Origin of the sequence: Actinomadura sp. 6N118 (assembly GCF_044326415.1) — a bacterium.
GTDB lineage: Bacteria > Actinomycetota > Actinomycetes > Streptosporangiales > Streptosporangiaceae > Spirillospora.
On sequence record NZ_JBIRAZ010000001.1, the window covers coordinates 260,458 to 282,858 of the forward strand.

General features: G+C 69.7%; 20 protein-coding genes. 8 read left to right on the forward strand and 12 right to left on the reverse strand.

All coding sequences use genetic code 11. The features are described 5' to 3' along the window. Positions 1 to 54: 54 nt before the first annotated feature. The 3 genes from ACH34W_RS01115 to ACH34W_RS01125 form a co-directional block, all read right to left on the reverse strand. A complete protein-coding gene (locus ACH34W_RS01115; RefSeq protein WP_395958739.1) occupies positions 55 to 1,062 on the reverse strand; it encodes a zinc-binding dehydrogenase in 1,008 nt (335 codons plus the stop codon). After that, positions 1,059 to 2,213 (reverse strand): mandelate racemase/muconate lactonizing enzyme family protein, encoded by a 1,155-nt coding sequence (locus ACH34W_RS01120; protein WP_395958740.1) that lies wholly within the window; start codon positions 2,211 to 2,213, stop codon positions 1,059 to 1,061. Before ACH34W_RS01120 ends, ACH34W_RS01115 begins: the two co-directional genes overlap by 4 nt. An 84-nt stretch (positions 2,214 to 2,297) precedes the next feature. Further along, positions 2,298 to 3,278: a LacI family DNA-binding transcriptional regulator gene (locus tag ACH34W_RS01125; RefSeq protein ID WP_395959279.1), complete on the reverse strand. Its 981-nt coding sequence runs from the start codon at positions 3,276 to 3,278 to the stop codon at positions 2,298 to 2,300. A gap of 462 nt (positions 3,279 to 3,740) precedes the next feature. Between ACH34W_RS01125 and ACH34W_RS01130 the strand changes: the two genes are divergently transcribed. Next, the gene (locus ACH34W_RS01130) at positions 3,741 to 3,989 is read left to right on the forward strand and encodes a F0F1 ATP synthase subunit C (RefSeq protein WP_151560419.1); all 249 of its coding nucleotides are present in this window, start codon (positions 3,741 to 3,743) and stop codon (positions 3,987 to 3,989) included. Between the two features lie 196 nt (positions 3,990 to 4,185). Further along, on the forward strand, positions 4,186 to 4,389 hold the full coding sequence (locus ACH34W_RS01135) for a hypothetical protein (RefSeq protein WP_395958741.1): 204 nt from the start codon (positions 4,186 to 4,188) through the stop codon (positions 4,387 to 4,389). A 56-nt stretch (positions 4,390 to 4,445) separates the two neighbouring features. Here the strand turns inward: ACH34W_RS01135 and ACH34W_RS01140 are convergent, their stop codons facing one another. Beyond that, positions 4,446 to 5,321 (reverse strand): glycoside hydrolase family 19 protein, encoded by an 876-nt coding sequence (locus ACH34W_RS01140; RefSeq protein ID WP_395958742.1) that lies wholly within the window; start codon positions 5,319 to 5,321, stop codon positions 4,446 to 4,448. A gap of 244 nt (positions 5,322 to 5,565) precedes the next feature. On the opposite strand from ACH34W_RS01140, the gene ACH34W_RS01145 reads away from it, so the two are divergent. Then, the gene (locus ACH34W_RS01145; protein WP_395958743.1) at positions 5,566 to 6,018 is read left to right on the forward strand and encodes a hypothetical protein; all 453 of its coding nucleotides are present in this window, start codon (positions 5,566 to 5,568) and stop codon (positions 6,016 to 6,018) included. Between the two features lie 57 nt (positions 6,019 to 6,075). Here ACH34W_RS01145 and ACH34W_RS01150 read toward each other — a convergent pair whose 3' ends face one another. Both ACH34W_RS01150 and ACH34W_RS01155 read right to left on the reverse strand, forming a co-directional pair. Beyond that, entirely contained in the window at positions 6,076 to 6,549 is a 474-nt protein-coding gene (locus ACH34W_RS01150) for a DUF3237 domain-containing protein (RefSeq protein ID WP_395958744.1), read from the reverse strand. Next, positions 6,549 to 6,983 carry an ester cyclase gene (locus tag ACH34W_RS01155; protein ID WP_395958745.1) on the reverse strand — a complete coding sequence of 145 codons (435 nt, stop codon included), beginning with the start codon at positions 6,981 to 6,983 and terminating at the stop codon, positions 6,549 to 6,551. The genes ACH34W_RS01150 and ACH34W_RS01155 overlap by 1 nt, the downstream gene beginning before the upstream one ends. Before the next feature lie 59 nt (positions 6,984 to 7,042). On the opposite strand from ACH34W_RS01155, the gene ACH34W_RS01160 reads away from it, so the two are divergent. After that, a complete protein-coding gene (locus tag ACH34W_RS01160; RefSeq protein WP_395958746.1) occupies positions 7,043 to 7,633 on the forward strand; it encodes a TetR/AcrR family transcriptional regulator in 591 nt (196 codons plus the stop codon). 14 nt (positions 7,634 to 7,647) lie between these two features. Here the strand turns inward: ACH34W_RS01160 and ACH34W_RS01165 are convergent, their stop codons facing one another. The 4 genes from ACH34W_RS01165 to ACH34W_RS01180 form a co-directional block, all read right to left on the reverse strand. Then, positions 7,648 to 8,700 (reverse strand): serine hydrolase domain-containing protein, encoded by a 1,053-nt coding sequence (locus ACH34W_RS01165; protein WP_395958747.1) that lies wholly within the window; start codon positions 8,698 to 8,700, stop codon positions 7,648 to 7,650. 203 nt (positions 8,701 to 8,903) lie between these two features. Then, on the reverse strand, positions 8,904 to 10,022 hold the full coding sequence (locus tag ACH34W_RS01170) for a CU044_5270 family protein (RefSeq protein WP_395958748.1): 1,119 nt from the start codon (positions 10,020 to 10,022) through the stop codon (positions 8,904 to 8,906). Beyond that, positions 10,019 to 10,570, reverse strand: a complete 552-nt coding sequence (locus ACH34W_RS01175; protein WP_395958749.1) for an RNA polymerase sigma factor — start codon at positions 10,568 to 10,570, stop codon at positions 10,019 to 10,021. Before ACH34W_RS01175 ends, ACH34W_RS01170 begins: the two co-directional genes overlap by 4 nt. A gap of 212 nt (positions 10,571 to 10,782) precedes the next feature. Further along, complete coding sequence (locus tag ACH34W_RS01180; RefSeq protein WP_395958750.1) at positions 10,783 to 12,276, reverse strand: MFS transporter; 1,494 nt, start codon at positions 12,274 to 12,276, stop codon at positions 10,783 to 10,785. 266 nt (positions 12,277 to 12,542) lie between these two features. On the opposite strand from ACH34W_RS01180, the gene ACH34W_RS01185 reads away from it, so the two are divergent. After that, on the forward strand, positions 12,543 to 13,421 hold the full coding sequence (locus ACH34W_RS01185; RefSeq protein ID WP_395959280.1) for an RNA polymerase sigma-70 factor: 879 nt from the start codon (positions 12,543 to 12,545) through the stop codon (positions 13,419 to 13,421). 167 nt (positions 13,422 to 13,588) lie between these two features. Beyond that, positions 13,589 to 15,949 (forward strand): ATP-binding protein, encoded by a 2,361-nt coding sequence (locus ACH34W_RS01190; protein WP_395958751.1) that lies wholly within the window; start codon positions 13,589 to 13,591, stop codon positions 15,947 to 15,949. Positions 15,950 to 16,354: 405 nt separating this feature from the next. Here the strand turns inward: ACH34W_RS01190 and ACH34W_RS01195 are convergent, their stop codons facing one another. Continuing rightward, positions 16,355 to 16,555 (reverse strand): DUF5999 family protein, encoded by a 201-nt coding sequence (locus tag ACH34W_RS01195; protein ID WP_395958752.1) that lies wholly within the window; start codon positions 16,553 to 16,555, stop codon positions 16,355 to 16,357. Between the two features lie 339 nt (positions 16,556 to 16,894). On the opposite strand from ACH34W_RS01195, the gene ACH34W_RS01200 reads away from it, so the two are divergent. Both ACH34W_RS01200 and ACH34W_RS01205 read left to right on the forward strand, forming a co-directional pair. Continuing rightward, positions 16,895 to 19,291, forward strand: a complete 2,397-nt coding sequence (locus tag ACH34W_RS01200; RefSeq protein ID WP_395958753.1) for an ATP-binding protein — start codon at positions 16,895 to 16,897, stop codon at positions 19,289 to 19,291. 22 nt (positions 19,292 to 19,313) lie between these two features. Beyond that, on the forward strand, positions 19,314 to 21,452 hold the full coding sequence (locus ACH34W_RS01205) for an ATP-binding protein (RefSeq protein WP_395958754.1): 2,139 nt from the start codon (positions 19,314 to 19,316) through the stop codon (positions 21,450 to 21,452). Positions 21,453 to 21,511: 59 nt separating this feature from the next. On the opposite strand, the gene ACH34W_RS01210 is transcribed toward ACH34W_RS01205, so the two are convergent. Further along, the gene (locus ACH34W_RS01210; RefSeq protein WP_395958755.1) at positions 21,512 to 22,387 is read right to left on the reverse strand and encodes an FAD:protein FMN transferase; all 876 of its coding nucleotides are present in this window, start codon (positions 22,385 to 22,387) and stop codon (positions 21,512 to 21,514) included. Positions 22,388 to 22,401: the final 14 nt, after the last annotated feature.

Consider the following 22,401-nt stretch of genomic DNA (forward strand, 5'->3'; position numbering starts at 1 on the left):
GCGTCGGGTCGGTCTGCGATGGGTTCGGTCGAGGTCTGGTCACTCGAGATCAGGTCACTCGAGATCAGGTCGGAGCAGGACCTTGCCCGCGTCTGCGGAGCCGCTCAGGTTCAGCGCGGCCTCGAACTCGGCGAGGGGGAGCTCATGGGTGATCAAAGAGGCGGGCCGGAGCACGCCGGAGTCGAACGCGCGGACCGCGTACGCCCAGTCCGCCGGACCCGCACCGAAGACCGTATGGAGCCTAAGGGCACGCGTGACCAGCAGAGACGTGGCGACGGCGTCGGCGGGGTCGGCCGGAATCCCGGTGACCGCCACCCGGCCGCCGCGGCGCGTCAGCGCCACCGCCGCGTGCGCGGTGCCGGGGGCGCCCGCGGTCTCCACCACGACGTCGAAGGTGCCTTCGGCGGCCTCGCCCGGGCGCAGGAACTGGGTCGCGCCCGCCTCGAGCGCGGTCTCGCCGCGTTCGGAACGCGGGTCGATCGCCACCAGCCGCGCGGGGGACGCGGCGGACAGCAACTGCAGCGTCAACATGCCGAGGGTGCCCGCGCCGACCACCGCCGCCGACTCACCCGGCCGCAGCGAGACCTGCCGGACCACGGCGGCGATCACGGCGGCCGGCTCCAGCAGCGCCGCCGCCCGCAGGTCCGCGCCCGGCGCCAGGACGTGCAGCATGCGCGTCGGCAGCAGCAGGTGGTCGGCGAACGCGCCGGGCCGGGTGAACCCGGTCTCGTCGTAGCCGGCCAGGCACAGGTTGGGGGAGCCGTCCCGGCACGGGCCGCAGACCTGGCAGCCGCGGAACCCCTCGCCGACCACCAGGGCCCCGACCATGGCCGGGTCCGTCTGAGGGCCGACCGCGGCGACCGTGCCCGACCATTCGTGGCCCGGCACGATCGGGTATGTGGCGAAGTCGGCCGGACGGGTCCCGTCGTAGAGCTCGCGGTCGCTGCCGCACAGGCCCGCGGCGGCGACCCGGACGAGGGCCTCGCCCGGACCCGGCTCCGGCGGATCGTCGGGCACCAGCCGGAAACGGCCCGGCTCCGGCACCAGCAGAGCGCGGCTCACTTGCCGGTTCCCCGACGCAGGTGCCAATCCTCGGCGAACAGGTCGAAGTCCGCGTTCTGCTGCGGGAACTCCGCGACCGCGTCCAGATCGAGCCGGACGCCCAGGCCGGGTTCCTCCGGGAGCCCGAAGTAGCCGTCCACGACCTCGGGGAGGCCGGTGGCGATCCCCTTGATCGCGGCGTCGGCGAAGTCGTTGAAGTGTTCGAGGATCTTGAAGTTGGGCACGCAGACCCCCAGCTGGAGCGAGGCGGCGGTGAGCACCGGGCCGCCCACGTTGTGCGGGGCGACCTGGATGAAGTGGGTCTCGGCGGTGGCCGCCAGCTTGCGGACCTCGCTGATGCCGCCGCTGTGCCCGACGTCGGGCTGGATGATGTCGGCGGCCTGGAGCTCGAAGATCTCGCGGAACTCGATCCGGTCGTGGATGCGCTCGCCGGTCGCGATCGGCAGGTCGGTGTGCTCGGAGACCTTGGCGAGGGCCTTCAGGTTCTCCGGCGGGACCGGCTCTTCGAGCCAGGCCGGGGCGTACGGCGCGAGCAGCCCGGCCAGCCGGATCGCGGTGGCGGGGGAGAACCGGCCGTGCATCTCGACCAGCAGCTCCCGTTCGGGCCCGATCGCGTCGCGGACCGCCTCCACCAGGCTGATCGAACGCATCGTCTCGGCGTGGTCGAGCTCCATCTGGCCCGCGCCGAACGGGTCGAGCTTGAGCGCCTGGTAACCGCGCTCGACGACCCGCGTGGCGGCCGCGTGGAACTCCTCCGGGGTCCGGTCGACGGTGTACCAGCCGTTGGCGTAGGCCTTGACCCGGTCGCGCACCTGACCGCCGAGCAGCCGCCACACCGGCTGGGCGAGGGCCTGGCCGACGATGTCCCAGCACGCCATCTCCACGCACGCGATCCCGGACATGACGATCTCGCCCGCACGGCCGTAGTCGCCGTACTTCATGCGGTGGACCAGATCCTCGATGTTGAACGGATCGCTGCCGACCACGTGCCGGCGCTCGGCCTCGGCCAGGTAACCCCGCAGGGCCTCGGTGTGACCGAGCATCCTGGTCTCGCCGACGCCGGTCAGGCCCTCGTCGGTGTGAACGGTCACGAACGTGAGGTTCCGCCAGGGCGTTCCCACGACGTGCGTGTCGATCTTGGTGATGCGCACGAGCTGCTTCCTTACTTAACTAGCACTAGCTTGGGTTAGCGCTAACACACCGCCGCGCCTCGGGCGGTCGTCATTCTCGGGTTGTCAGGTGCGGTGTCTGGGTGCGGTGCTCTCCCGGACCACCAGTTCGGGCTCGGCGGTGCGCCGGGGAGCCCCCGTCGCGCCGTCGATGCGTTCGAGCAACATCTGGAAGGCGTACCGCCCGACCTCGCCGAACGGCTGGCGGACGCTGGTCAGGGGTGGTGCGAAGTAGGGTGCCTCGGGTACGTCGTCGAAGCCCGCCACGCTCACGTCACCGGGCACGTCCCGGCCCGCCTCGCGCAGGGCGCGCAGCAGGCCCAGCGCCATCGGGTCGTTCGCGGCGAACACCGCCGTCACCGCGGGATCGGCGGCCAGCACCTGGCCCTGTTCGTAGCCGGATCTGGCGCTCCAGTCGCCCGCCAGCGGCGCGGGGATCTCCCGGCCGGCCAGCGCCTCCCGCCAGCCGGCGAGGCGCGCCGCGGCGTCCACCCAGTCGGGCGGCCCTGCCATGTGCCACACGGTCTCGTGTCCGAGGTCCAGCAGGTGCCGGGTCGCCCGCAACGCGCCCGCGTAGTGGTCCACGGCCGCCACGGGCACCGGCAGGTCGTCGCCCGCACCGACCGCCACCACCGGAAAGTCGGGCGGCAGGCTGCGCAGTCCCTCGGCCGCCGAGAGGTGGGGAGCGATGACGATGACGCCGTCGACCGACTGCGAGCGCAACCGGTCCACGCCGTCCTCGATCGAGCCCCGGCTCAGCGCGCTCAGGCTGGCGATCGTGATGGTGTACTCCGCGCTGCGTGCGGCCCGCTCGATCCCGTACAGGGTCGAGGCCGGTCCGTACAGGGTGGTGTCGAAGCTGACCACGCCGAGGACCCCGGAGCGGCCGGTCGCCAGGACGCGGGCCGCGGAGTTGGGCCGGTAGTCCAGCTCCCGCATGGCGGCCAGCACCTTGTCGCGCGTCTTCGGCCGGACCTTCTCGGGGGTGTTGAGCACACGGGACACCGTCATCGCCGAGACGCCGGCCAGCGCGGCGACGTCCTCCATCACCGCGCCGCGCGAGCGCCCGGTGGGGGCAGGTGCGGCGGTGCTCAATGTGATCTCCTGCACATCTCGTAACGTTGCCGAAATGTTTGCGCTAACTCCCGTCGCGTGTCAACACCTGACCTGGAGTTTTTGGTAGCGCAAACATCCCGTGCCTCAGGGGCGTGACCACGCGAAACCGCCCTGACCTGGGCTTTCGCATGATCACAAAGTTTGAAGGTTACGGGAATGTTATGCGCTAACGCTAACCGCAATGACCGCCCTGAGCAGGGCCTTATCAGAGATCTGATGGCCGTGGGAGGCCGGTTCCGGACGGCTCCGGCGGTCGTCGGCCGGGGTGTGCGGGGCATGTCTCCTGCGAGTCATTCCAGTCGGAAGAGAGGTTCTTGTGTTTGTTAGCCATCCTCCATAGCGGGCGTAGCCGGCGACTACGAGAACCTCACCACCAGTGAGGAGATCAAACGCATGTCCGACGCACCACTGCCCGTCGTCGCCGAGGTGAAGGGTCACATCGCCGCCATCGCCTTCGGTATCGCCACCGTCGGTCCCGGCATCGCGATCGGCCTGATCTTCGGGATGGGCGTCCTCGCCATCGCCAGGCAGCCGGAGCTCACCGCGACGATCCGCCAGACCATGATTCTGGGATTCTCGCTCGCCGAGGCGCTGGCCCTCATCGCCTTCGTCGTACCGTTCGTGTACGCGAGGCTCGACTGAACACTGTCCGACTGAAACACCTGTAACACCGCCCGAGGCCTGACCCACAAGGCAGGGCAGCACCAAAGACGCGCACCGTCGCCCCTTCAAGGGGGCGACGGTTCCCGGCGGACTTCACAGCCGATGACTGAGAGCGCGACAGTTCCGCTTGGCGAACGGGTGAGGGACTGTCAGACCTGCTCCTTATGGTGTGGAGATGGACGAACAGCAGCCCCAAAAGGCGTTCTCCAAGCGAACCCGTACCAAGCAAGGTCGCACGTACTACGACAACGTCTACGCGACATCGCTCGAAGAGGCGTACGAGTTGTACGGCGAGAGCTACATGGAGGGCGCCGAAGTCGACATCGTTCCGGCCGATGCTTGGGACCTGGACATGGGTGACCGTGGGCTGAGCCACTAGCTCCTCAGGCTGACGTCAAGGCCCCTCCCGTGAAGGAGGAGCCTTGAATGGCCTCGTCAGCAGTACAGGTTGCCTCCCGGCGGTACGCCCAGGATCTGCGTGAAGCGCTGGTAGGCGTTCACCCGGCTCTGCACTGTGGCCGGATTCCTGCCGTCACACTCCAGGGCGCCGTTGATGCTGCGGATCGTCTCGCCGAACCCGCGGCCGTTGACCATCGCACTGTGGCCGCTCATGGTGCCGGGGCCGCTCTGCGTCATCCAGTACCAGAGGGCGGTCTTCCAGGAGACTGCGGCATCCCGTTCCACTAGCCACGGGTCGTTCAGCAGGTTGAGGCCAAGGGTGTCGCCCGCCGCCTTGTAGTTGAAGTTCCAGCTGAGCTGGATGGGACCGCGCCCGTAGTACGCGGCTTGGCCCGCAGGGCATCCGTAGGGCTGGCTGCGGTCGCAGTAGTGCGGGTAGTTGGAGGTGTTCTGCTCCACGATGTGGACCAGCCCGCCGGTCTCATGGTTGACGTTGGCCAGGAAAGCGGCTGCCTCCTGCTTCCTGACGGTGTCGCTGCCGGTTTTGGCGAACGCGGGGAAGGCATTCATTGCGGAGGTCAGGCCGCTGTAGGAGTAGAAGGAATTCCGGCTCGGGAACATCTGGTTGAACTGCGCCTGGCTCACCACGAAGCCGCCGGGGCCAGGGTCGGTCGTGCCGCCGCAGGTGCCCTGGTCCGCCCATACGTCGGTACTGCCCGGCGTCTCGTTCTGTGTCCACCACTTTGCCGACCAGTTGTGCCCGTTATGGGACACCACCGCACCGCCGTGGTAGGCGGTCGAGGCGTTCCAGCTCGTCGCGCAGGCCGCGGCGTCCGCCGCCGTCGACAGGACGGCCGGGAGCAGGCCCGCCAGCAGCGTCACCGCCGCGAGCAGTACCACCATCCGTCGCATTCGATCGCTCCCCTCTGGAATGATTCTTAGGAAAGTTTCCTAAGAATTGGCGCGATCGTGACATGCCGGATCCCGCGCGGCAAGACCCAAGTCCCGCCGAAAAACCTGGTCGACAGAGCCACCTCGACTGGTATCGGCTATCTTTTTTGAACCCCGTCGCCGTTCCGTGCGTATCGGTGTTCAGGTGCGGATCTCGGTCGAGTCCGGATCCCTTGGTTGCGGATCGGTGGATCGCTGGTGGCTCGTGTCGCGTGACAATCCCGAAAATGGCCAGGTCGCCCAGTGGAGTCGTTTCCTGGACGCGCTGGAGACCGCATGCGTGACATGCGGGGGCCAGGGCGACGTGACGAGCCATTCCTGGAGGGCGTGGTACGAGCGTGCGGAGGAACTCGCCCGGGTCGCCGAGGCCGCCCGCCGCGCGGCCGGGCTGCGCACCGGCGGAGGCGGAAACGGCTTCCGGCCGGAGGCTCCTCCGGACACGGCGGTCGGGGCACCGTCGATCGTCGCGGCGGTCGAGCGTGCGATGAACGAGCATGACGCGGCGCAACCTGTGGGTTCCCGGCAGGTGCCGTGCCCTGACTGCGGGGGTACCGGGCGTGCGCTGAGCCCGGTGGGTCTGCGGTTGGCCGAGATCCTGACGCATCACGGCTTCGTCCGTGTGGAGGACCCCGAACGAGGATTCAACCCGAAGGGATGACGTTCCTCCCGGTCACCGCCTTCGGTGTGGCCGGCGTCTCCGGCCACACCGGCGGCGCTAGAGCACCTCGAAAACCTTGTAGGCGACCCCGCCGTCCACCAGGTAGCCGGACGCGACGCACACGACGTCGTTGAGCCACGCGTACTGCTGGGCGCCCGTCTCGAAGAACACAGTGGTCCGGAAGTAGTACCGCGAGGGATCGACCTCTTCGGGCTTCCCGGTCCGTACCTCCGGTGGCCTGACCCACCGCCCGCTGTACGTCATGTAGATCGGCGCGCCGTCGTCCGTGCGCAGGATCAGCCGGACGTCCAGGTGCATGGTCCCGTCGGGCCGGAACAACGTCCAGTCGCCGCCGCCCGGCAGCACCTCGCCGCGCAGCTTCGGCCCCTCGAAGGTCCCGCCCTTGGCGCCGAACAGGATGCGCCGGCCGAACGGCCCGTCGCCCACGTCCACCGGAGTCTCCAGATCGACGACGATGTCGAACAGGAAACCGGTCTTGATCTCACCGACGTCCTTCACCCGGGAATCCATCACCGCACCGCCAGGACCGTGTCCGTGGAGACGCCCGACTGCGAACAGAGCGCCGCCAGGTCGAAGAAGAACCGCTCGCTCGCGATCAGGCCGTCCTTGAAGGTGAACCTGATGAAGACCGGCAGTTCGGCCCGCCGCCCGTTCGGGGTCACTCCGAATGCCGGCCCGGTCATGGTCATCCGCACCGTTCCCCAGCACACCAGCGTCTCGCCGTCGGACGCGTGCCCCTCCAGCTCGACGTCGTAGTCCGGAAAGACCGTGAAGAACCCGGTCAACGCCCTTGCGTTCTCCTCAAGTCCCCTCGCCACAGACCCGAAAGCAGGTGCCTCCAGCACCATCTCCTCGTGCAGCAGCTTCATCGCCGCCGGAACGTCCTGCCTGCTCTTCGCCTCGGCCAGCGCCTGCGCCAGCCCGAACATGCGGTCACTGTCCATGCAACAAAACATACGGCCGTACGTACGTATACTGCAAGGCGGGATGGAAGGATGGGCAGATGACCGACGGAAGACTCCTGCGCGGCGCCCGATCCAGGCAGGCCATCACCCGCCACGCCGTGGACGTCGCCTCCCTGGAGGGCCTCAACGGCCTCAGCCTCGGCCGCCTGGCCACCGACCTGGGCCTGAGCAAGAGCGGCATCCAGACCCTCTTCCGGACCAAGGAGAACCTGCACCTGGCCACCATCGAGACGGCAGCCAAGGAGTTCTACGAAGCGGTCGTGGCCCCCGCACTCCCTGCAGCCGCAGGCCTGCCCCGCCTCCGCGCCCTGATAGACCGCTGGATCGTCTACGCCGAGACGCCCCTCTTCGAAGGTGGCTGCTTCTGGGCTGCCAACCTCCCCGACTTCGACAGCCGCCCAGGCCCCGTCCGCGACGCCCTGGTGAACCAGCACAACAGCTGGCGCACCCTCCTCTCAAACGAACTGGCCCACGCCGCCAAAGCCCAAGAGCTACCCCCCATGGACCCCGACCTGACCGCCTTCCACATCGACGCAGTCCTCATGGCCACCAATACGGCCCTACGCCTGAACACCCCAAAAGCAACGGCCACCGCACGCCGCATCCTCAATTCCGTCGTGACCCTATGAATGCGGATTCATGGCTATGCGGCGATCGCTTCGTAGGCGGCCAGCACGATGCTGAGCGCCCTGTCGTAGCCGTCGTCCCCCAGCATCTGGTTCATCACGTACGACACCGTCATGCGGTGGTCGAAGTCGACGAGCACCAGCGAGCCGCCCCACCCGCCCCATGAGCAGGTGCGGTTCTCGAGGCGGTAGCCCATACCCCAGCGGACCGGTGTGCCCAGGATGCGGTCCTCTCCACGGAACTGCTCCTCGAAGACACGCTCGCAGCCGGCTTCCGACAGGAGGCCTGCGCCTCCGCTTGCCAGCACCGACTGCACGGTGCCAACGGAGCGGGCGTTGCCGAAACCTCCGATGGCAGGCATTCCGGCGCGCCGCCAGGCCGGGGTGCCGGCGTCGGACACCCCGACCAGGAACCCCTCCGGCTTGTCGCCCTCGGGCGCGGCGATCAGCGGAGCGACACGATGGTCGTGCTCGGTGGGCAGGCCGATGTGGAAATCGGCGCCCAACGGCCCGGCCACCTCCTCGGCGAAGAACGTGCCCAGGCTGCGCCCGGTGACGCGGCGGACGACCTCACCTACGAGGAAACCGAATGTGATCGAGTGATAGCCGGCCTCGGTGCCCGGCTCCCATTGCGGGGCCTGCGCGGCCAGCAGGGCGGTGGCACTCTGCCAGTCGTAGAGGTCTGCGACCGTCATCGGCTTGTCCCAGGTCGGCAGGCCCGCGGTGTGCCCGAGCAGGTGCCTGACCCGCACATCCTGCTTGCCCGCAGCCGCGAACTCCGGCCAGTAGCGTGCGACCGGCGCGTCCAAGTCGAGCTCGCCGCGATCGGCAAGGATCAATGCGCACAGTGCCGTCATCGTCTTGGTGGTGGACCAGACGCTGGTGATGGTGTCGCGCTCCCAAGGGAAACTGGCGGCCGTATCGACGTAACCGCCCCAGATGTCGACTACCGGCTCGCCGTCTATGTGAACCGCCGCCGAGGCGCCCACATCCTCGGCGTCCAGTGAGGCCGCCAACGCCTCAGCCACCTTGCTGAACCGGCCGTCACAGCTTCCCTGGATCTGCGCCACAGGGCGCAACGTACCCTCGGCCAAAACGGCCGAGCCACTCATTTTCCGAGGCGCGGCAGACGTTCGGCGCGCTTGCGGATGGACGGATCGCGGTCAGTGTCGACCTTGGCCAGATTTTGCGGAATGGGGCCATCGCCAGCTTGGCCGCGATGTGGCGTCCCCCGCCGTCCGGCCCTGGAAGGCCGGACGGCGGAGAGCCGGTGTCAGGGCAGGTCGGGCTGCTCGTTCGTCCAGCCGATCTTCGAGACGGCCTCGGAGTCCAGGACGGCGCCGTCCTTGACCCGGTAGGTCTGCGTGCCCAGCGGAAGTCCGGTGGCCGGATCGATGATGGTTCTGTTCTTGATGCGCTTACTGCCGTCGGCCCCCATGGTGACGGCGTTGCCCTTGCGTCCCAGGGAGTCGGTCACCGTTCCTTCTGAACGGACGCCGGGCGTCGCGGCCAGCATCTCGTAGGCGGCCCCCATGACCGCTGGCGAGACCGGGAGTTGCAGGATCAGGCCCGTGCCGGCCTCGTACGTGATGGTGTCGAGCATCTTTCCGGCGCCCGGGAGACGGCGTTTGATCTCTGCGCGAAGTCCGTTCCGGTCGGCGGGCAGGCGCCGCACCTGGTCCATGGTGATCTCGTCGTTGCCCAGGCTCCCGACGATCCCCGGCTTGCCTTCGGTGCCCGGACGCCGGCCTCCCGGAGTGCCCCGTTCGGCTTTCCGCGGACCGGCCGTGGTGGTGACGACCCGCTCCTTGCAGAGCTTCTTGACTCTCTCGCAGATGGCGCCAAGGTGCTGCTTGATACGCCATGAGGTCGGGGAGCCGTCGGCCTTCCAGGTGGCGCGGTCGGCGTCGGAGACAGGCGCCCAGCCCAGATCCTGGAAGATCATCCAGCTCTGGCCCGCAGGCGAGATCCATACCTCCTTCGCCTCGGACTTCTGGATCCAGTAACCCTTACCGGGGACCTGGACCTTGTTCCCGGTCAGCCTCGTCGCGATCCGGTAGTAAGCCCCGCTCGCCGGCTGGTTGCGTGCGGAGGAAGCCGCCGCGAGCAGGACCGAGTCCGCGGAGAGCACCACCTGCCGCGGGGTGGTGGTGGTCGGCGGGCTGTTGGGCTCGTGCGTGGTCGGCGTGCCGAGATTGGTGACGACGACGGTCAGGGCTGCGGCTGCGGCCGTCAGGCCGAGCGCCCCTGCCAGCCACGGTGTGCGACGGCGCCGGCTTACCGGGCCATGGCCGTGGATCGTTCGCTGGAGCTGGTGCCTCCCGTCATCGCGGACCTCCTGGGCGGCTGCCGGCTTGGCCAGCAACTCCTTCAGTGACTGGAGTTCGTTCATCGTTCGGTTCCTTCCAGCGCGGTGCGGAGTTTCCCCCTGGCCCGGTTGAGCCGGGAGCCGACGGTCCCGTAAGGGATGTCGAGGGCTGCGGCGATCTCCTCATGGCTGAGCTCGGCCAGTGCGGCGAGCAGCACGACGTCGCGTTCCTTCGCGGTGAGTCCGGCAAGGGCCTTGGCCAGCTCCGGTTGCAGGCGTTGCGCGCTCACCGACGCGACGACCCGGCTCTCATGGCTGGCCGTGTCCGGCTCCGGGGCGGCTCGTGCCAGAGCCCGGTAGTGCCGTGCCTCGGTCCGCCGATGCCGCGCCACCAGATTCGTCGCGATGCCGAACAGCCACGACCTGAGGTTTCCGCGATCGGGATCGAATCGTTCCCTGTGCCGGAACGCCTCCGTGAACACGTCCGCAACGAGATCGTCGGCGGCCTGAGAGTCGAGACGCCCCGCGACGTACGCGTAGATCTGGTCGAAGTACCGGTCGTAGACGGCCGGGAACGCCTCAAGATCTTCGGGAGCCGTGAGCTCGCCCGTGTCCTCGAGATCTGTGGACAAACCCCACCCCTCTCCTTGACTGCGTCGTTCAGTCGTTCACCGGTACTTCGCCGATCGCCCGATCCGCTTTCGCTCCCTGTGGGCACCGGCTGTCAGCCACGCCGCGCAGACAGAGGGCAGACAGAGGAACGTCCCACCGACAGTTTGATCGTGTCGGTGGGACGGCGATGTTCGGCGTGCGGCGGTGCTCGGCTGATCAGGTGCTCGGCTGATCAGGGGTGGGCGAGCAGTGGTTCGGCGCTTTCGGTGTCCTGCTCGGTGACGGGCTGCTGTTTGAGCCGTGGGGCGTTCATCAGGGCGGCGACGAGCAGCGCGCCGACCATGATGATTCCCGCGGCCCAGGCGCTGGCCGTCGCGAAGCCTTCCACCACTGCCTGCTTGGCGATGGCCGGGCTCGCGCCGTGCGAGGCCAGGTAGTCCATGGTCGCGCTCGTGGCGATGGTGTTGAGCAGGGCGGTGCCGATCGAGCTGCCGATCTGCTGCGCGGTGTTGAAGCTGGCCGAGGCTATGCCCGAGTCGTCCTGGTCGACGCCGAGGGTGGCGCAGTTGAGGGCCGCCGGCATGATCAGGCCCGCCCCGAAGCCGAGCAGGAGTTGCGCGACCAGCACGCCGCCGGCGTAGGTGGTGCCGGTCTCCAGAGTGAGCATCCACAACATGCCTGATGAGGCGATGAGCATACCGGGCACGATCAGAACCCGCGGCGGGAGCTTGGGCAGCAGCCGGGTGGTGAGCCCGCCGGCCGACAGCAGGACCGCCGCGGTCATCGGCAGGAAGGCCGCGCCCGTCTTGATCGGCGAGAATCCCATGACGACCTGCATGTGGTAGGTCATGAAGAGGAACGCCCCGAACATTCCGATGACGGCCAGCCCCACGGCCAGGTAGGCGCCGCCGCGGTTGCGGTCGGCGATCACACGTAGCGGCAGCAGCGGCTGCGGCACCCGGCTCTCGACGAAGGTGAACGCGGCGAGCAGCACAGCGCCGGCGGCCAGCAGGCCGATGACCGTCATCGAGCCCCAGCCCTCGGATTCGGCCTGGCTGGTGGCGTACACGATCGCCACCAGCCCGCTGGTCACCAGCAGCACGCCGGGGATGTCGAACCGGGCCTTGCCCGCGCGCCGCGACTCGGCCAGCATCGCGTACCCGCCGATCGCCGCGATCAGGGCGATGGGGATGTTGACGTACAGGCACCAGCGCCAGTCCAGGTAGTCGGTCAGCGCCCCGCCGGCCAGCAGCCCGATCGCGCCGCCGGCGGCGGTGATGGCGCCCCAGATCCCGAACGCCTTGGCACGGTCCTTCGGCTGGGTGAACGTCACGGTCAGCAGCGACAGCGCCGACGGCCCGAGCAGCGCGCCGAACGCGCCCTGCAGCGCACGGGCGGTCAGCAGCATCTCGAAGTTGGACGCCGCGCCGCCGAGCGCCGACGCGCCGGCGAAGCCGAGCAGCGCGATGAGGAAGGTCCGCTTGCGGCCGGTGTAGTCGGCGATCCGGCCGCCGAGCAACAGCAGGCTGCCGAACGCCAGCGTGTACGCGGTGATGATCCACTGCCGGTCGCCGTCGGAGATCCCGAGATCCCGCTGGAGCGACGGCAGCGCGATGTTCACCACGGTGGCGTCCAGAATGATCATGAGCTGGCCCAGCCCGATGAAGAACAGCGCCGCCCAGCGGCGTGAAGCCTCCGGCGGGGCCTGCGCCTTCGTGGTTGCCATGACTTCTTCGTCCTCACTCGTGATGCGTGCCGGGCGGATCGTTCGCGCGGCGCTGACGAACACGAGACGCAGGCGATGCGACCCCTGTGACAGCGCGGTCCTGTGACGTGGGCCACCGACTACGGGTGTCACAAAGCGGCGGCAACCGGCGTCTTGTGCGTGGGCGCACGTTGACAGCGAAGGGGCAGGAGCCAGTGATGAGCGATCGAACAACGGGCACAGCCGAGCCGGTTGCCGGTGCTGGCCGCAGTGACGGTTGTGGCCGCATGGATTCCGCCACCGAGGCGTTCGTCGCCCACCGCAACCTGCTGTTCACCGTTGCCTACGAGATGCTCGGCTCGGCCGCCGACGCCGAAGACGTCCTGCAGGAGACCTGGCTGCGATGGGTGGGCGTCGATCTGGCCACGGTGCGGGATCAGCGTGCCTACCTCGTCCGGATCGCCACTCGGCAGGCCCTCGACCGGCTGCGGACGCTCGCCCGGCGCAAGGAGTCCTATGTCGGGCCGTGGCTGCCCGAGCCGTTGCTGACCGCGCCGGACGTCGCCGAGGACGTCGAGCTGGCCGACAGCGTCTCGATGTCCATGATGCTGGTGCTGGAGACACTCGGACCGATCGAACGGGCGGTGTTCGTGCTGCGCGAGGTGTTCGACCTCGGGTACGACGAGATCGCCGAAGCCGTCGACAAGACCCCCGCAGCCGTACGCCAGATCGCCCACCGCGCACGGGCACACGTCGCCGAGCGACGGCCGCGCGGCATCGTCTCCCCAGCCGAGACCCGGGCCGCACTCGAGGCTTTCCAACGGGCGGTCGAGACGGGCGACCTGCAGAACCTGCTCGACATCCTCGCGCCGGACGTCGTCGCTCTGGGCGACGGTGGCGGAGTCAAGCAGGCCGTACCGCGGCCCATCGTGGGGGCCGACAAGGTGGTTCGCCTGTTCACTGCCGGTTTGAACGCGGCCGTCGGCGAAATATCGGTCGAGCCGGTCCAGGTCAACGGAGGCCCAGCCCTGCTCATACGGCGCAACGGGGAACTCGACGGCATCGTGGCGATGCGGGTCGAGGACGGCTTGATCACCGGGCTCTACATCGTGCGCAATCCCGAGAAGTTGGCGCGCGTAGAGCGGGAGACCACTTTGAGCCGCTGAACCCCCAGGCGTGCGACGGGAAACGGCGGGGCATAACCTGGATTTTGTCGGCTGGACGCGTTCGCGCATGGTGACCCGCGAACCGGGGCCGGCGCGAGGCGTGTATGACTACGGCTACTTCAAGCACGCGTCGGCCAGGACGTCTACCGGCCGAGGTGACGAGTTTCGTGGGGCGTCGGCGCGAGATCGCCGACGTCCGCCAGATGCTGACCAGATCCCGGATGGTGACGCTCACCGGCCCGGGCGGCGTCGGCAAGACCAGGCTGGCCTCCCGGGCGGCGGCCGACGTGCAGCGGGCGTTCCCGGACGGGGTGTGGCTGGTCGAGCTCGCCGCCCTGCAGAACCCGGAACTGCTCGTCAATACCGTGATCGACACCCTGGAGCTCCAGGACCGCACGTCCCGGTCGCTGATGCAGGTGCTCGTCGACCATCTGCAGGACCGGCGGGCGCTGCTGATCTTGGACAACTGCGAGCACCTGCTCGGCGAGACCGCCGTGCTGGCCGGGGAGCTGTTGCGCTCCGCCCCTGACCTGCGCATCCTCGCCACCAGCAGGCAGGCGCTCGGCATCGTGGGCGAGCAGACCATGGGAGTGCCGCCGATGCCGCTGCCGGACTCCGGGGAGCGGCATCCGGCCGCCGACGTGCTCGCCGGGGCGGACGCGGTGCAGCTGTTCACCGACCGGGCAGTCGCGGTATTGCCCGACTTCACGCTGAACGACGACAACCGCGGCGCGGTCGAACGGATCGTCCGCCGGCTCGACGGCATCCCGCTCGGCATCGAGCTGGCCGCCGTGCGGCTCCGGGTGCTGTCCATCGAACAGCTGCACGACCGGCTCAACGACCGGTTCCGGCTGCTGTCGGCCGGGTCGAGGACGGTCATGCCCCGGCACCAGACGCTGCGGGCGCTGATCGACTGGAGCCACGCCCTGTGCACCGAGCAGGAACGCCTGCTGTGGGCGCGCGCCTCGGTGTTCGCGGACGGCCTGGACCTGGATGCGGCCGAGGCGGTCTGCGCCGGCGACGGCATCGACCGCGACGAGATCATGGACCTGGTGGCCGGACTGGTGGACAAGTCGGTCTTCACCCGCGAGGAGCAGGCGTTCAGCGTCCGGTACCGACTGCTGGAGACCATCCGCCAGTACGGCCTGGACCGGCTGCAGGAGTCCGGAGATGAGGACACGCTCCGGGGCAGGCATCGCGACTACTTCCGGGACCTGGCGGTTCAGATCCAGAAGGAGTGGTTCGGACCCGACCAGGTGACGTGGTTCGAGAGGCTGCGCAGCGAGCACGGCAACCTGCGCACCGCCCTCGACTTCTGCTTCGCCACACCAGGTGAGCGCACGCAGGCCCTGATCATGACCACGGCGCTCCGCTACTACTGGATCGCGGCGGGTTTCCTGCGCGAGGGGCGCACTTGGGTGGAGCGCGCGCTCGCCTCCTCGGACGTCTCCTCGGGTGCCGCACAGGGCCCGGCCACGGACGCCTCCTCGGGCGCCGCACCGGACGCCGCCCCTGACGACGTTCGCGGCCTGGCCCTGTGCATGCTGGCCAGGCTGGCGATCCTGCAGAACGACTTCGCTGCGGCGGAGTCGGTGCTGGAGGAGAGCCGCGACCTGTCCGAGCGGCTCGGCGACAGAGCGATCATCGCGCAGGTCCGGTACGTGTCGGGCCTGGCCGCGCTGTTCCAGGGAAGGCTGCCGGAGGCCCTGAGGCTGCTCACCGAGGCGACGTACGACTGGTACGGCGAGATCGGCGACGAGACGGGCATCGTCAACTCGATGATGTACCTGGCCATCGCCCATTCGTTCCTCAGAGACTCCGACACGGCCGTCGCGTTGTTCGAGGAATGCCTGCGCAGGTGCGAGGCGCGGAGCGAGAACTGGTTCACCTCGTACGCCAAGTGCGTCTACGGGCTGGAGGTGTGGCGGCAGGGCGATCCGGCGCGGGCGATCGAGCTGGAGCACGAGAGCATCCGGCTCAAGGAGCCCTTCAACGACGGGCTGGGCATCGCGCTGTGCGTGGAGATCCTGGCCTGGATCGCCGCCGATGAGGACGACTGCGAACGCGCCGCCCTGCTGCTCGGGGCGCTCTGCACCCTGTGGCGGTCCATCGGCGGATCACTGTTCCACTACCTGAAGGCGTTTCACGAGGAGTGCGAGCGGAAGGCGCGGGACCGCCTCGGCGCCAGGAAGCTCGAATCGTTCATGGCCAAGGGCGCCGGGCTCGACTTGCGGCAGACGGTCGCGGTCGCCCTGGGGGAGAAGGCCCCGGTGGACGAGACGTCCGGGACGGCCCTCACGGAGTCGCCGCTGACCCCCCGGGAGCTTGAGACCGCCCGGCTCGTCGCGCAGGGGCTGACCAACAAGGAGATCGCGGCGGCACTGGTGATCTCCAGGCGGACCGCCGAGGGTCACATCGAGCACATCATGAACAAACTCGGCTTCAAGTCCCGTACCCAGATCGCGGTCTACATCGGTGCGCTCGACCGGGCCATGGACGGCGGCGCGGCCTCCTCCGGCGAGGAGTGACGGCGGGCGGCCCCGGGGGAGGACGGGGGACCGGGGGAGGGGGCCGAGGCCGCCCAGCCGTTCTTTCGGGGGGTGGGGGGTGGGGGTGAGACGCCGGGGCCGCCACCAGCGGTGACCTGACGGCCCCGGCGTCCCGTGGGGAGAGTGGTTTGAGAGCCTCCGGTCGGTGCTTGCCGCAGGCCGAACGGAGGCCCAGCTCTGATGGATGCTCAGGATCCGTTGCTCACGATCCGCCGTTCAGGACGCGCCGCTCAGTACGGCAGCACCCGTCCCGAGGGCGTCCGCCGGTCGAGTTCGACCTCGGCGGGCCGCTTCGGCCGCTTGCTGATCTGGATCCTTTGCATCGCGTGGTTCTCCTTGGTTCGCGTCCCTTGTTCCGGGTGGTCAGCCGGCTGTTCCAGGTGGTCAGGCGGCGTTCGCGTAGCTGCGGGCGCCGCGCTGGACGGGGATGCTGCGTCCGTCCGGCAGCAGTTCGCCGCCGTCCTCGAAGATCACGATGCCGTTGCAGAGCAGGCCCCATCCCTGTTCGGGGTGGAACACCGTGAGCCGGGCAGCGTCATGATCAGGCGCTTGTGCTGCCGGGCATTGTGGCTTGTGCTGACACATGGCTTCGTACCTCGATCCTCGCCGTGGACGGCGTGGTTCTTTAGACGCTTTAAGCATGCGTCGGCGAGCGGTACCCATGGGACCGGGAGAACCCCCGTATGCATACCTATTCCACGTACGTGGGTATGCATTTGCTGCGGCCATGGGGTCTCTCGACGCCGCACCGTTCCAACGAGGGCGTTTCCTGCCCGTGACCAGGGGGTTTCCTGCCCCGTGCACGTGCACGGGGAGCGTGCCGGGGCATAGGGTGGCTGTGTTTGGTGCGGTCCAGACACGTGGTGATCGTGGCGCGAGGCATATATGGCTGTAGCGACATCGAGCACCTCGAGACGGCGGCAGGTGTCCAGGCTCCCGGCCGAGGTGACGAGTTTCGTGGGACGCCGGCACGAGGTTGCCGAGGTCCGGCGAATGCTCTCCGCCTCGCGCACGGTGACCCTGATGGGCGTGGGGGGCGTCGGCAAGACCAGGCTCGCCATCCGGGTGGCGACGATCATGGAGCGGTCCTTCGCGGACGGGGTATGGCTGGTCCAGCTGGCCGATCTTGAGAAGCCGGAGCTGCTCGTCCCGACGGTCCTGGAGAGCCTGGAGATCCGCGACCACTCGAACCGGCCGCCGATGGACGTCCTGATCGAACATCTGGACGGCAAGCAGACCTTGCTCGTCCTGGACAACTGCGAGCACCTGCTGCACGAGTGCGCCGTCCTGGCGGAGACGCTGCTGCGCGCAGCCCCTGACCTGCGGATCCTGGCCACCAGCCGGCACGTGCTGGGAGTCGCCGGCGAGCAGACGTTCCCCGTGCCGACGCTGCCGCTGCCGGACTCGGGGCCGCACGGCGCGGCGTTGTCGGACGCGGTGCAGCTGTTCACCGAGCGCGCCCAGGCCGTGCTGCCCGAGTTCAGGCTCACCGAGGACAACCGGGAGGCGGTGGAGCTGATCTGCCGGCGGCTCGACGGCCTCCCGCTGGGCATCGAGCTGGCGGCGGTGCGGCTGCGGGTGTTGTCGGTCTGGCAACTGCTGGACCGGCTGGACGATCGTTTCCGGCTGCTGACCGCCGGGTCACGGGCGGTGCTGCCCCGGCACCAGACGCTGCGGGCGCTGATCGACTGGAGCCACGCCCTGTGCACCGAGCCGGAACGCCTGCTGTGGGCGCGCGCCTCGGTCTTCAGCGGCGGCCTCGACCTGGAGGCGGCCGAGGCGGTCTGCGCCGGCGACGGGATCGCCCAGGAGGAGATCGTCGACCTGGTCATCGGCCTGGTGGAGAAGTCGATCCTGACCCGGGAGGAGCACCCGACCACGGTCCGGTACCGGCTGCTGGAGACCATCCGGCAGTACGGCCGCGAGCGCCTCGCCGAGTCGGGCCAGACTGAGGAGCTCGTGCGGCGGCACCGCGACTATTACCGGCGGCTGGCGGCCGAGGCCCGCCTCCGGCTGTTCGGGCCTGAACAGGTCAGCTGGCTCGCCAGGCTTCAGCTTGAGCACGCCAACCTGCGTACCGCGCTGGCCAACTGCTTCACCAGGCCGGCGGACGCGCCGGTCGGGGCGGGCATGGCCGCCGATCTGCTCTACCACTGGATCACCAGTTACTTCCTGGCCGAGGGGCGCCGCTGGCTGGACCGGAGCCTGGTGGCCTGTACCGAACGCGGTGAGGTCCGAGCCCGGGCGCTGTGGGCCAACAGCTGGCTCGCCATCATCCAGGCCGAACCCGCGAAGGCCGCGGCGATGCTGGAGGAGAGCAAGGCCCTGGGCCAGGAACTGGGGGCGGAGTCGGTCCTCGGCTACGTGGCCGTCTTCTCCGGGATGATCGCCATGTACGCCCAGGAGCCCGAGAAGGCGATCGCCCTCTACGGGGAGGCCGTGGACCGCCACCGCTCCACCGGGGACCCGGTGGGCCTGGCGCTGGCGCTCATCCGGCTCTCCCTCGCCCACTCCTTCCTCGGCGACTCGGCGCGCGCCATCGCCGTCGGCGAGGAGGGCATCGCCGTGTGCGAGGCCCACGGGGAGGGCTGGCACAAGGCGTACGCCCAGATGGCCCTGGGGATCGAGATCTGGCGGCAGGGCGACGCGCGGCGCGCGACCGAGATGGAGCAGGAAAGCCTGCGGTTCAACCGTTCCCTCGACGACCCGCTCGGCATCGGGGTGAACCTGGAGGTGCTGGCCTGGATCGCCGCCACCGAGGGGCAGTACCCGAGAGCGGCCCGGTTGCTGGGGATCGTGGCGACCGCCTGGGAGGCGATCGGCGCTCCGCTGTCCGGGTACGGGCATCTGGTGCACTTCCACGACGAGTGCGAGGCCCAGACCCGCGAGGCCCTCGGCCCGGCGGCGTTCGACGAGGCCTTCCAGCGCGGCGCGGGCCTGCCGTACGACGACGCGCTCGCCTACGCCCTGGAGGAACGGACGGCGCCGGCCGCCGGGGCCAGGCAGGGCGCCGGATCCCGGTCTGGCGCGACCTCCTCGCCACTGACCCCGCGGGAGACCGAGATCGCCGGGCTTGTCGCGCAGGGGATGAGCAACAAGGAGATCGCGGCGGCGGCCGTGATCGCCCAGCGCACCGTCGAGGGCCACATCGAACACATCATGAACAAGCTCGGTTTCCGTTCCCGAGCCCAGATCGCAGCCTGGGTGGGAGATCAGCCCTCCCCAGACGACCCTCCCCGTTCCGCCTCCCGCCGCCGCCAACAGCCCCGTCAGGCCCGAGCGACCCCGGGGATGCCCGGGGAGGAGGCACCACCTGGTTGATGAGCCGAGGCGATGAGCCGAAATGTCTGCTTACAACGAGTCTGCTTACAAAGAAATGATGGCGAACGGGCGGCCGTTCGGCCTGTCCGAGCTCATCGGACGTGGACCGGAGATGGCCGAGCTGCGCCGGATGTTGCCCAAGACGCGGCTGCTGACGTTGACCGGCGCGGGCGGGGTCGGCAAGACCCGGCTGGCCCGGCGGGCCGCCCGCACCTTGCGGGGGTGGTTCCCGGGCGGGGTGGAGTTCGTGGAGCTGGCCGCCCTGGAGGACGGCGCCCTCCTCGAATCGGCCGTCGCCTCCGCCCTCCGGCTCCGGCACAGCGGGCGGCAGGCCATGCCGGTCCTGGTGGATCACTTGACAGACAAGCGCATGCTGCTCATCCTGGACAACTGCGAGCACCTGCTGCAGGCGTGCGCCGACCTGGCGGACCGGCTGCTGCGGGGCGCCCCGCGGCTGCGGATCCTCGTCACCAGCCGGCAGCGGCTGGGCGTCCCGGGCGAGTACGTCCTGGCGGTGCCCCAGCTCCCCGTCCCGCAGGCCGGCGCGGCCGTCGGCGACATCGCGCGGAGTGAGGCGGTGCGCCTGTTCGCCGAACGGGCGGCCGAGGTGCGGCCGGGATTCGCCGTGGACGCGGCGAACGCCCCCGTGGTCGCCCGGCTGTCCCGGCGCCTGGAGGGACTCCCGCTGGCCATCGAGCTGGCTGCGGCGCGGCTGCGCACGATGCCCCTGGACGAGCTCGTACACAAGCTCGATGATCGCTTCGATGTGCTGGCGGGGCACGACCTGTCCCTGGCCGGAGGTTCGGCGCCGCCGCACCACGAGACCCTGCGCGCGACCATGGACTGGAGCTATGGGCTGTGCTCGCCCCAGGAACGGCTCATGTGGGCGCGGTTGTCGATCTTCCCCGGCGGGGTGGATCTGGACACCGCCGAGGCGGTGTGCGCGGGCGACGGGATCGCGCCCGAGGACGTGTTCGAGCTGCTCGCCGGGCTGATCGACAAGTCCATCGTGTTCACGGAACGAACTGACCACGCGGTCCGCTTCAGCATGCTGGAGAGCATCCGCGCCTACGGGCGCGAGCAGCTGATGTTCGCCGCCGAGCATTCCCCCTACGACGAGCAGGCACTGTACGAGCGATTCCGCGACCACTTCCTGCGCCTGGCCATCGGGAACCGGATCGACGCGCTGGCGCCCGACCAGCTCGACCGCGTCCAGACGGTGCGGACGGAGCTCCCCAACCTGCGGGTGGCGCTCGACCTGTGCTTCAAGCGCGGCGACCCCTCGGCGGGGCTGGAGATCGCGTTCGCGCTGTGGGGGCACTTCCTCATCGACGGCGCGATCAGCGAGGGACGGCACTGGGTGGAACGCGGCCTGGCGCTGGGGCCGCGCACCGGCACCAGCCGCGCGAAGGCCCTGTGGGCTGGCGCCTTGTTCGCCCTCCACCAAGACGATCTCCCCGCCGCGACACAGTGGGCGGACGAGTGCCGGACGTTCGCGGAACGAACCGGGAACGCGACGGCCTCGGCGTTCGCCGTTCAGACCTCCGGCATGATCGCGCTGGCGTCGGGCGACAGCGGACGCGGGCTCGAGCTGATGCGGGAGGCGCGCACCCGGCTCCAGGCCGTAGGCGACCTTTCCGCCGTAGGAGTCAACCTGTACTACTCGACGTCGGTCGGCGTGGCCGAGAGCCCGGAGGTGTCCGCCGACCTCGGCAAGGAGCTGCTCACGCTGACCGAGACCCACGAGGCCCCGCTCTTCCAGGCGTACGCGCTGCTCGCGCTGGGGTTCGTCGCCTGGCGGCAGAGCGATCCGGATGGGTGCGAGGCCAGTATGCGCCGGGCGGGCCGGATCCTCGGCATTGTCAGCGACCGCTGGGGCCTGCTCATGTGCTTGGAGGCCCTCGCCTGGGCCGCCGCCAGGAACGGGCGGCACGAACGGTGCGCCCGGCTGATGGGCGCGACCGGCAGGCTGTGGCAGACCATCGACACCCCACCGGTCGAGTTGCAGTTCCTCGCGGACTCGCACCGGGACTGCGAGGCCGGGGCGCGCCAGGAGCTGGGCCCCCAGGCGTACGCCGCAGCCCGGCGTTCCGGGGCGCGGCTCGAACTGGACCGCGCGGTCGCCTACGCACTCGAGGACGGGGAAGTGTCACCCGGCTGAGCAATTGGCCGGCGGACGGGCCCAGCCGGGGTCGAGCGTGTGGCGACCGCGCGGGGCTCTCAGACCGGGGAGGCGGGGTCCGCGGGCCAGTTCCCGACCGTCTGCACCCAGTCGTCGGCGTGCACCAGGCGGGCGGGCAGCCCCACGGACCTCAGCCAGTCGACGGCGTCATGCCCGGAGGCGAGGGCCGCGGCGCCGGCCGTGCCGGCGTCGACGCAGCTCCCGGCCGTGACCGAGACCGTGCGCCAGGGGCCGCGCACATGGTGGCCCGGACGCGGGTCGACGACGTGCGGGACGTCCCGTCCGTCGATCGCCCTGCGCTGCGGTACGGCCAGGTTGCGGGTGGCCATGCCGCCAGTGGCTCGCAGTACGACGTCGTGGCTGACCACGACGTCGTAGTGGCCGTTGGTCACCCGTGCCGGCCAGCCCGTGGCGGGAACCGGCCCGGCAACCCCGACATTCTTGGCGATGGAGACGAAAACCCCGCATTGTGCCTGGCCGGCAGCGAGCTCCGCGGCCCGGTCGGCGGCGAACGCCGTCGCCATGGGCCACAGGTCCATGGTCGTCCCCGGGGGCAGCGTCACGGTGCCCTGCGGCTCGTCGATCACGATCGACCGCCAGGCTCCGTGCGGGCCGCTCGCGATGGGATCTGCCAGGCCCCCGGTCACCTCTGCCGCGTGCAAGGCGGTCCAGAGCAACGCGTGGAACGTGGTGCCGACCCGGACAGGCCGGCCGGCCCCGGCGTGGACCCGGGCGAGATCGGATTCGCCGCGGTGCACGCCGCAGGCGGCGTCGATGTCGGCGAACACCTGGTCGACGGCCCGGCGGGCGACTCGCAGCCGGTCGAGGTCGGTCACCATCAGCGTCGCGACCTCGCCCCAGAGCGGAAAGCGCTCAGTGCCGAACGTCGCCCCACTTGCCTCGAACGGCTCCATAGGGAACGGCCCCG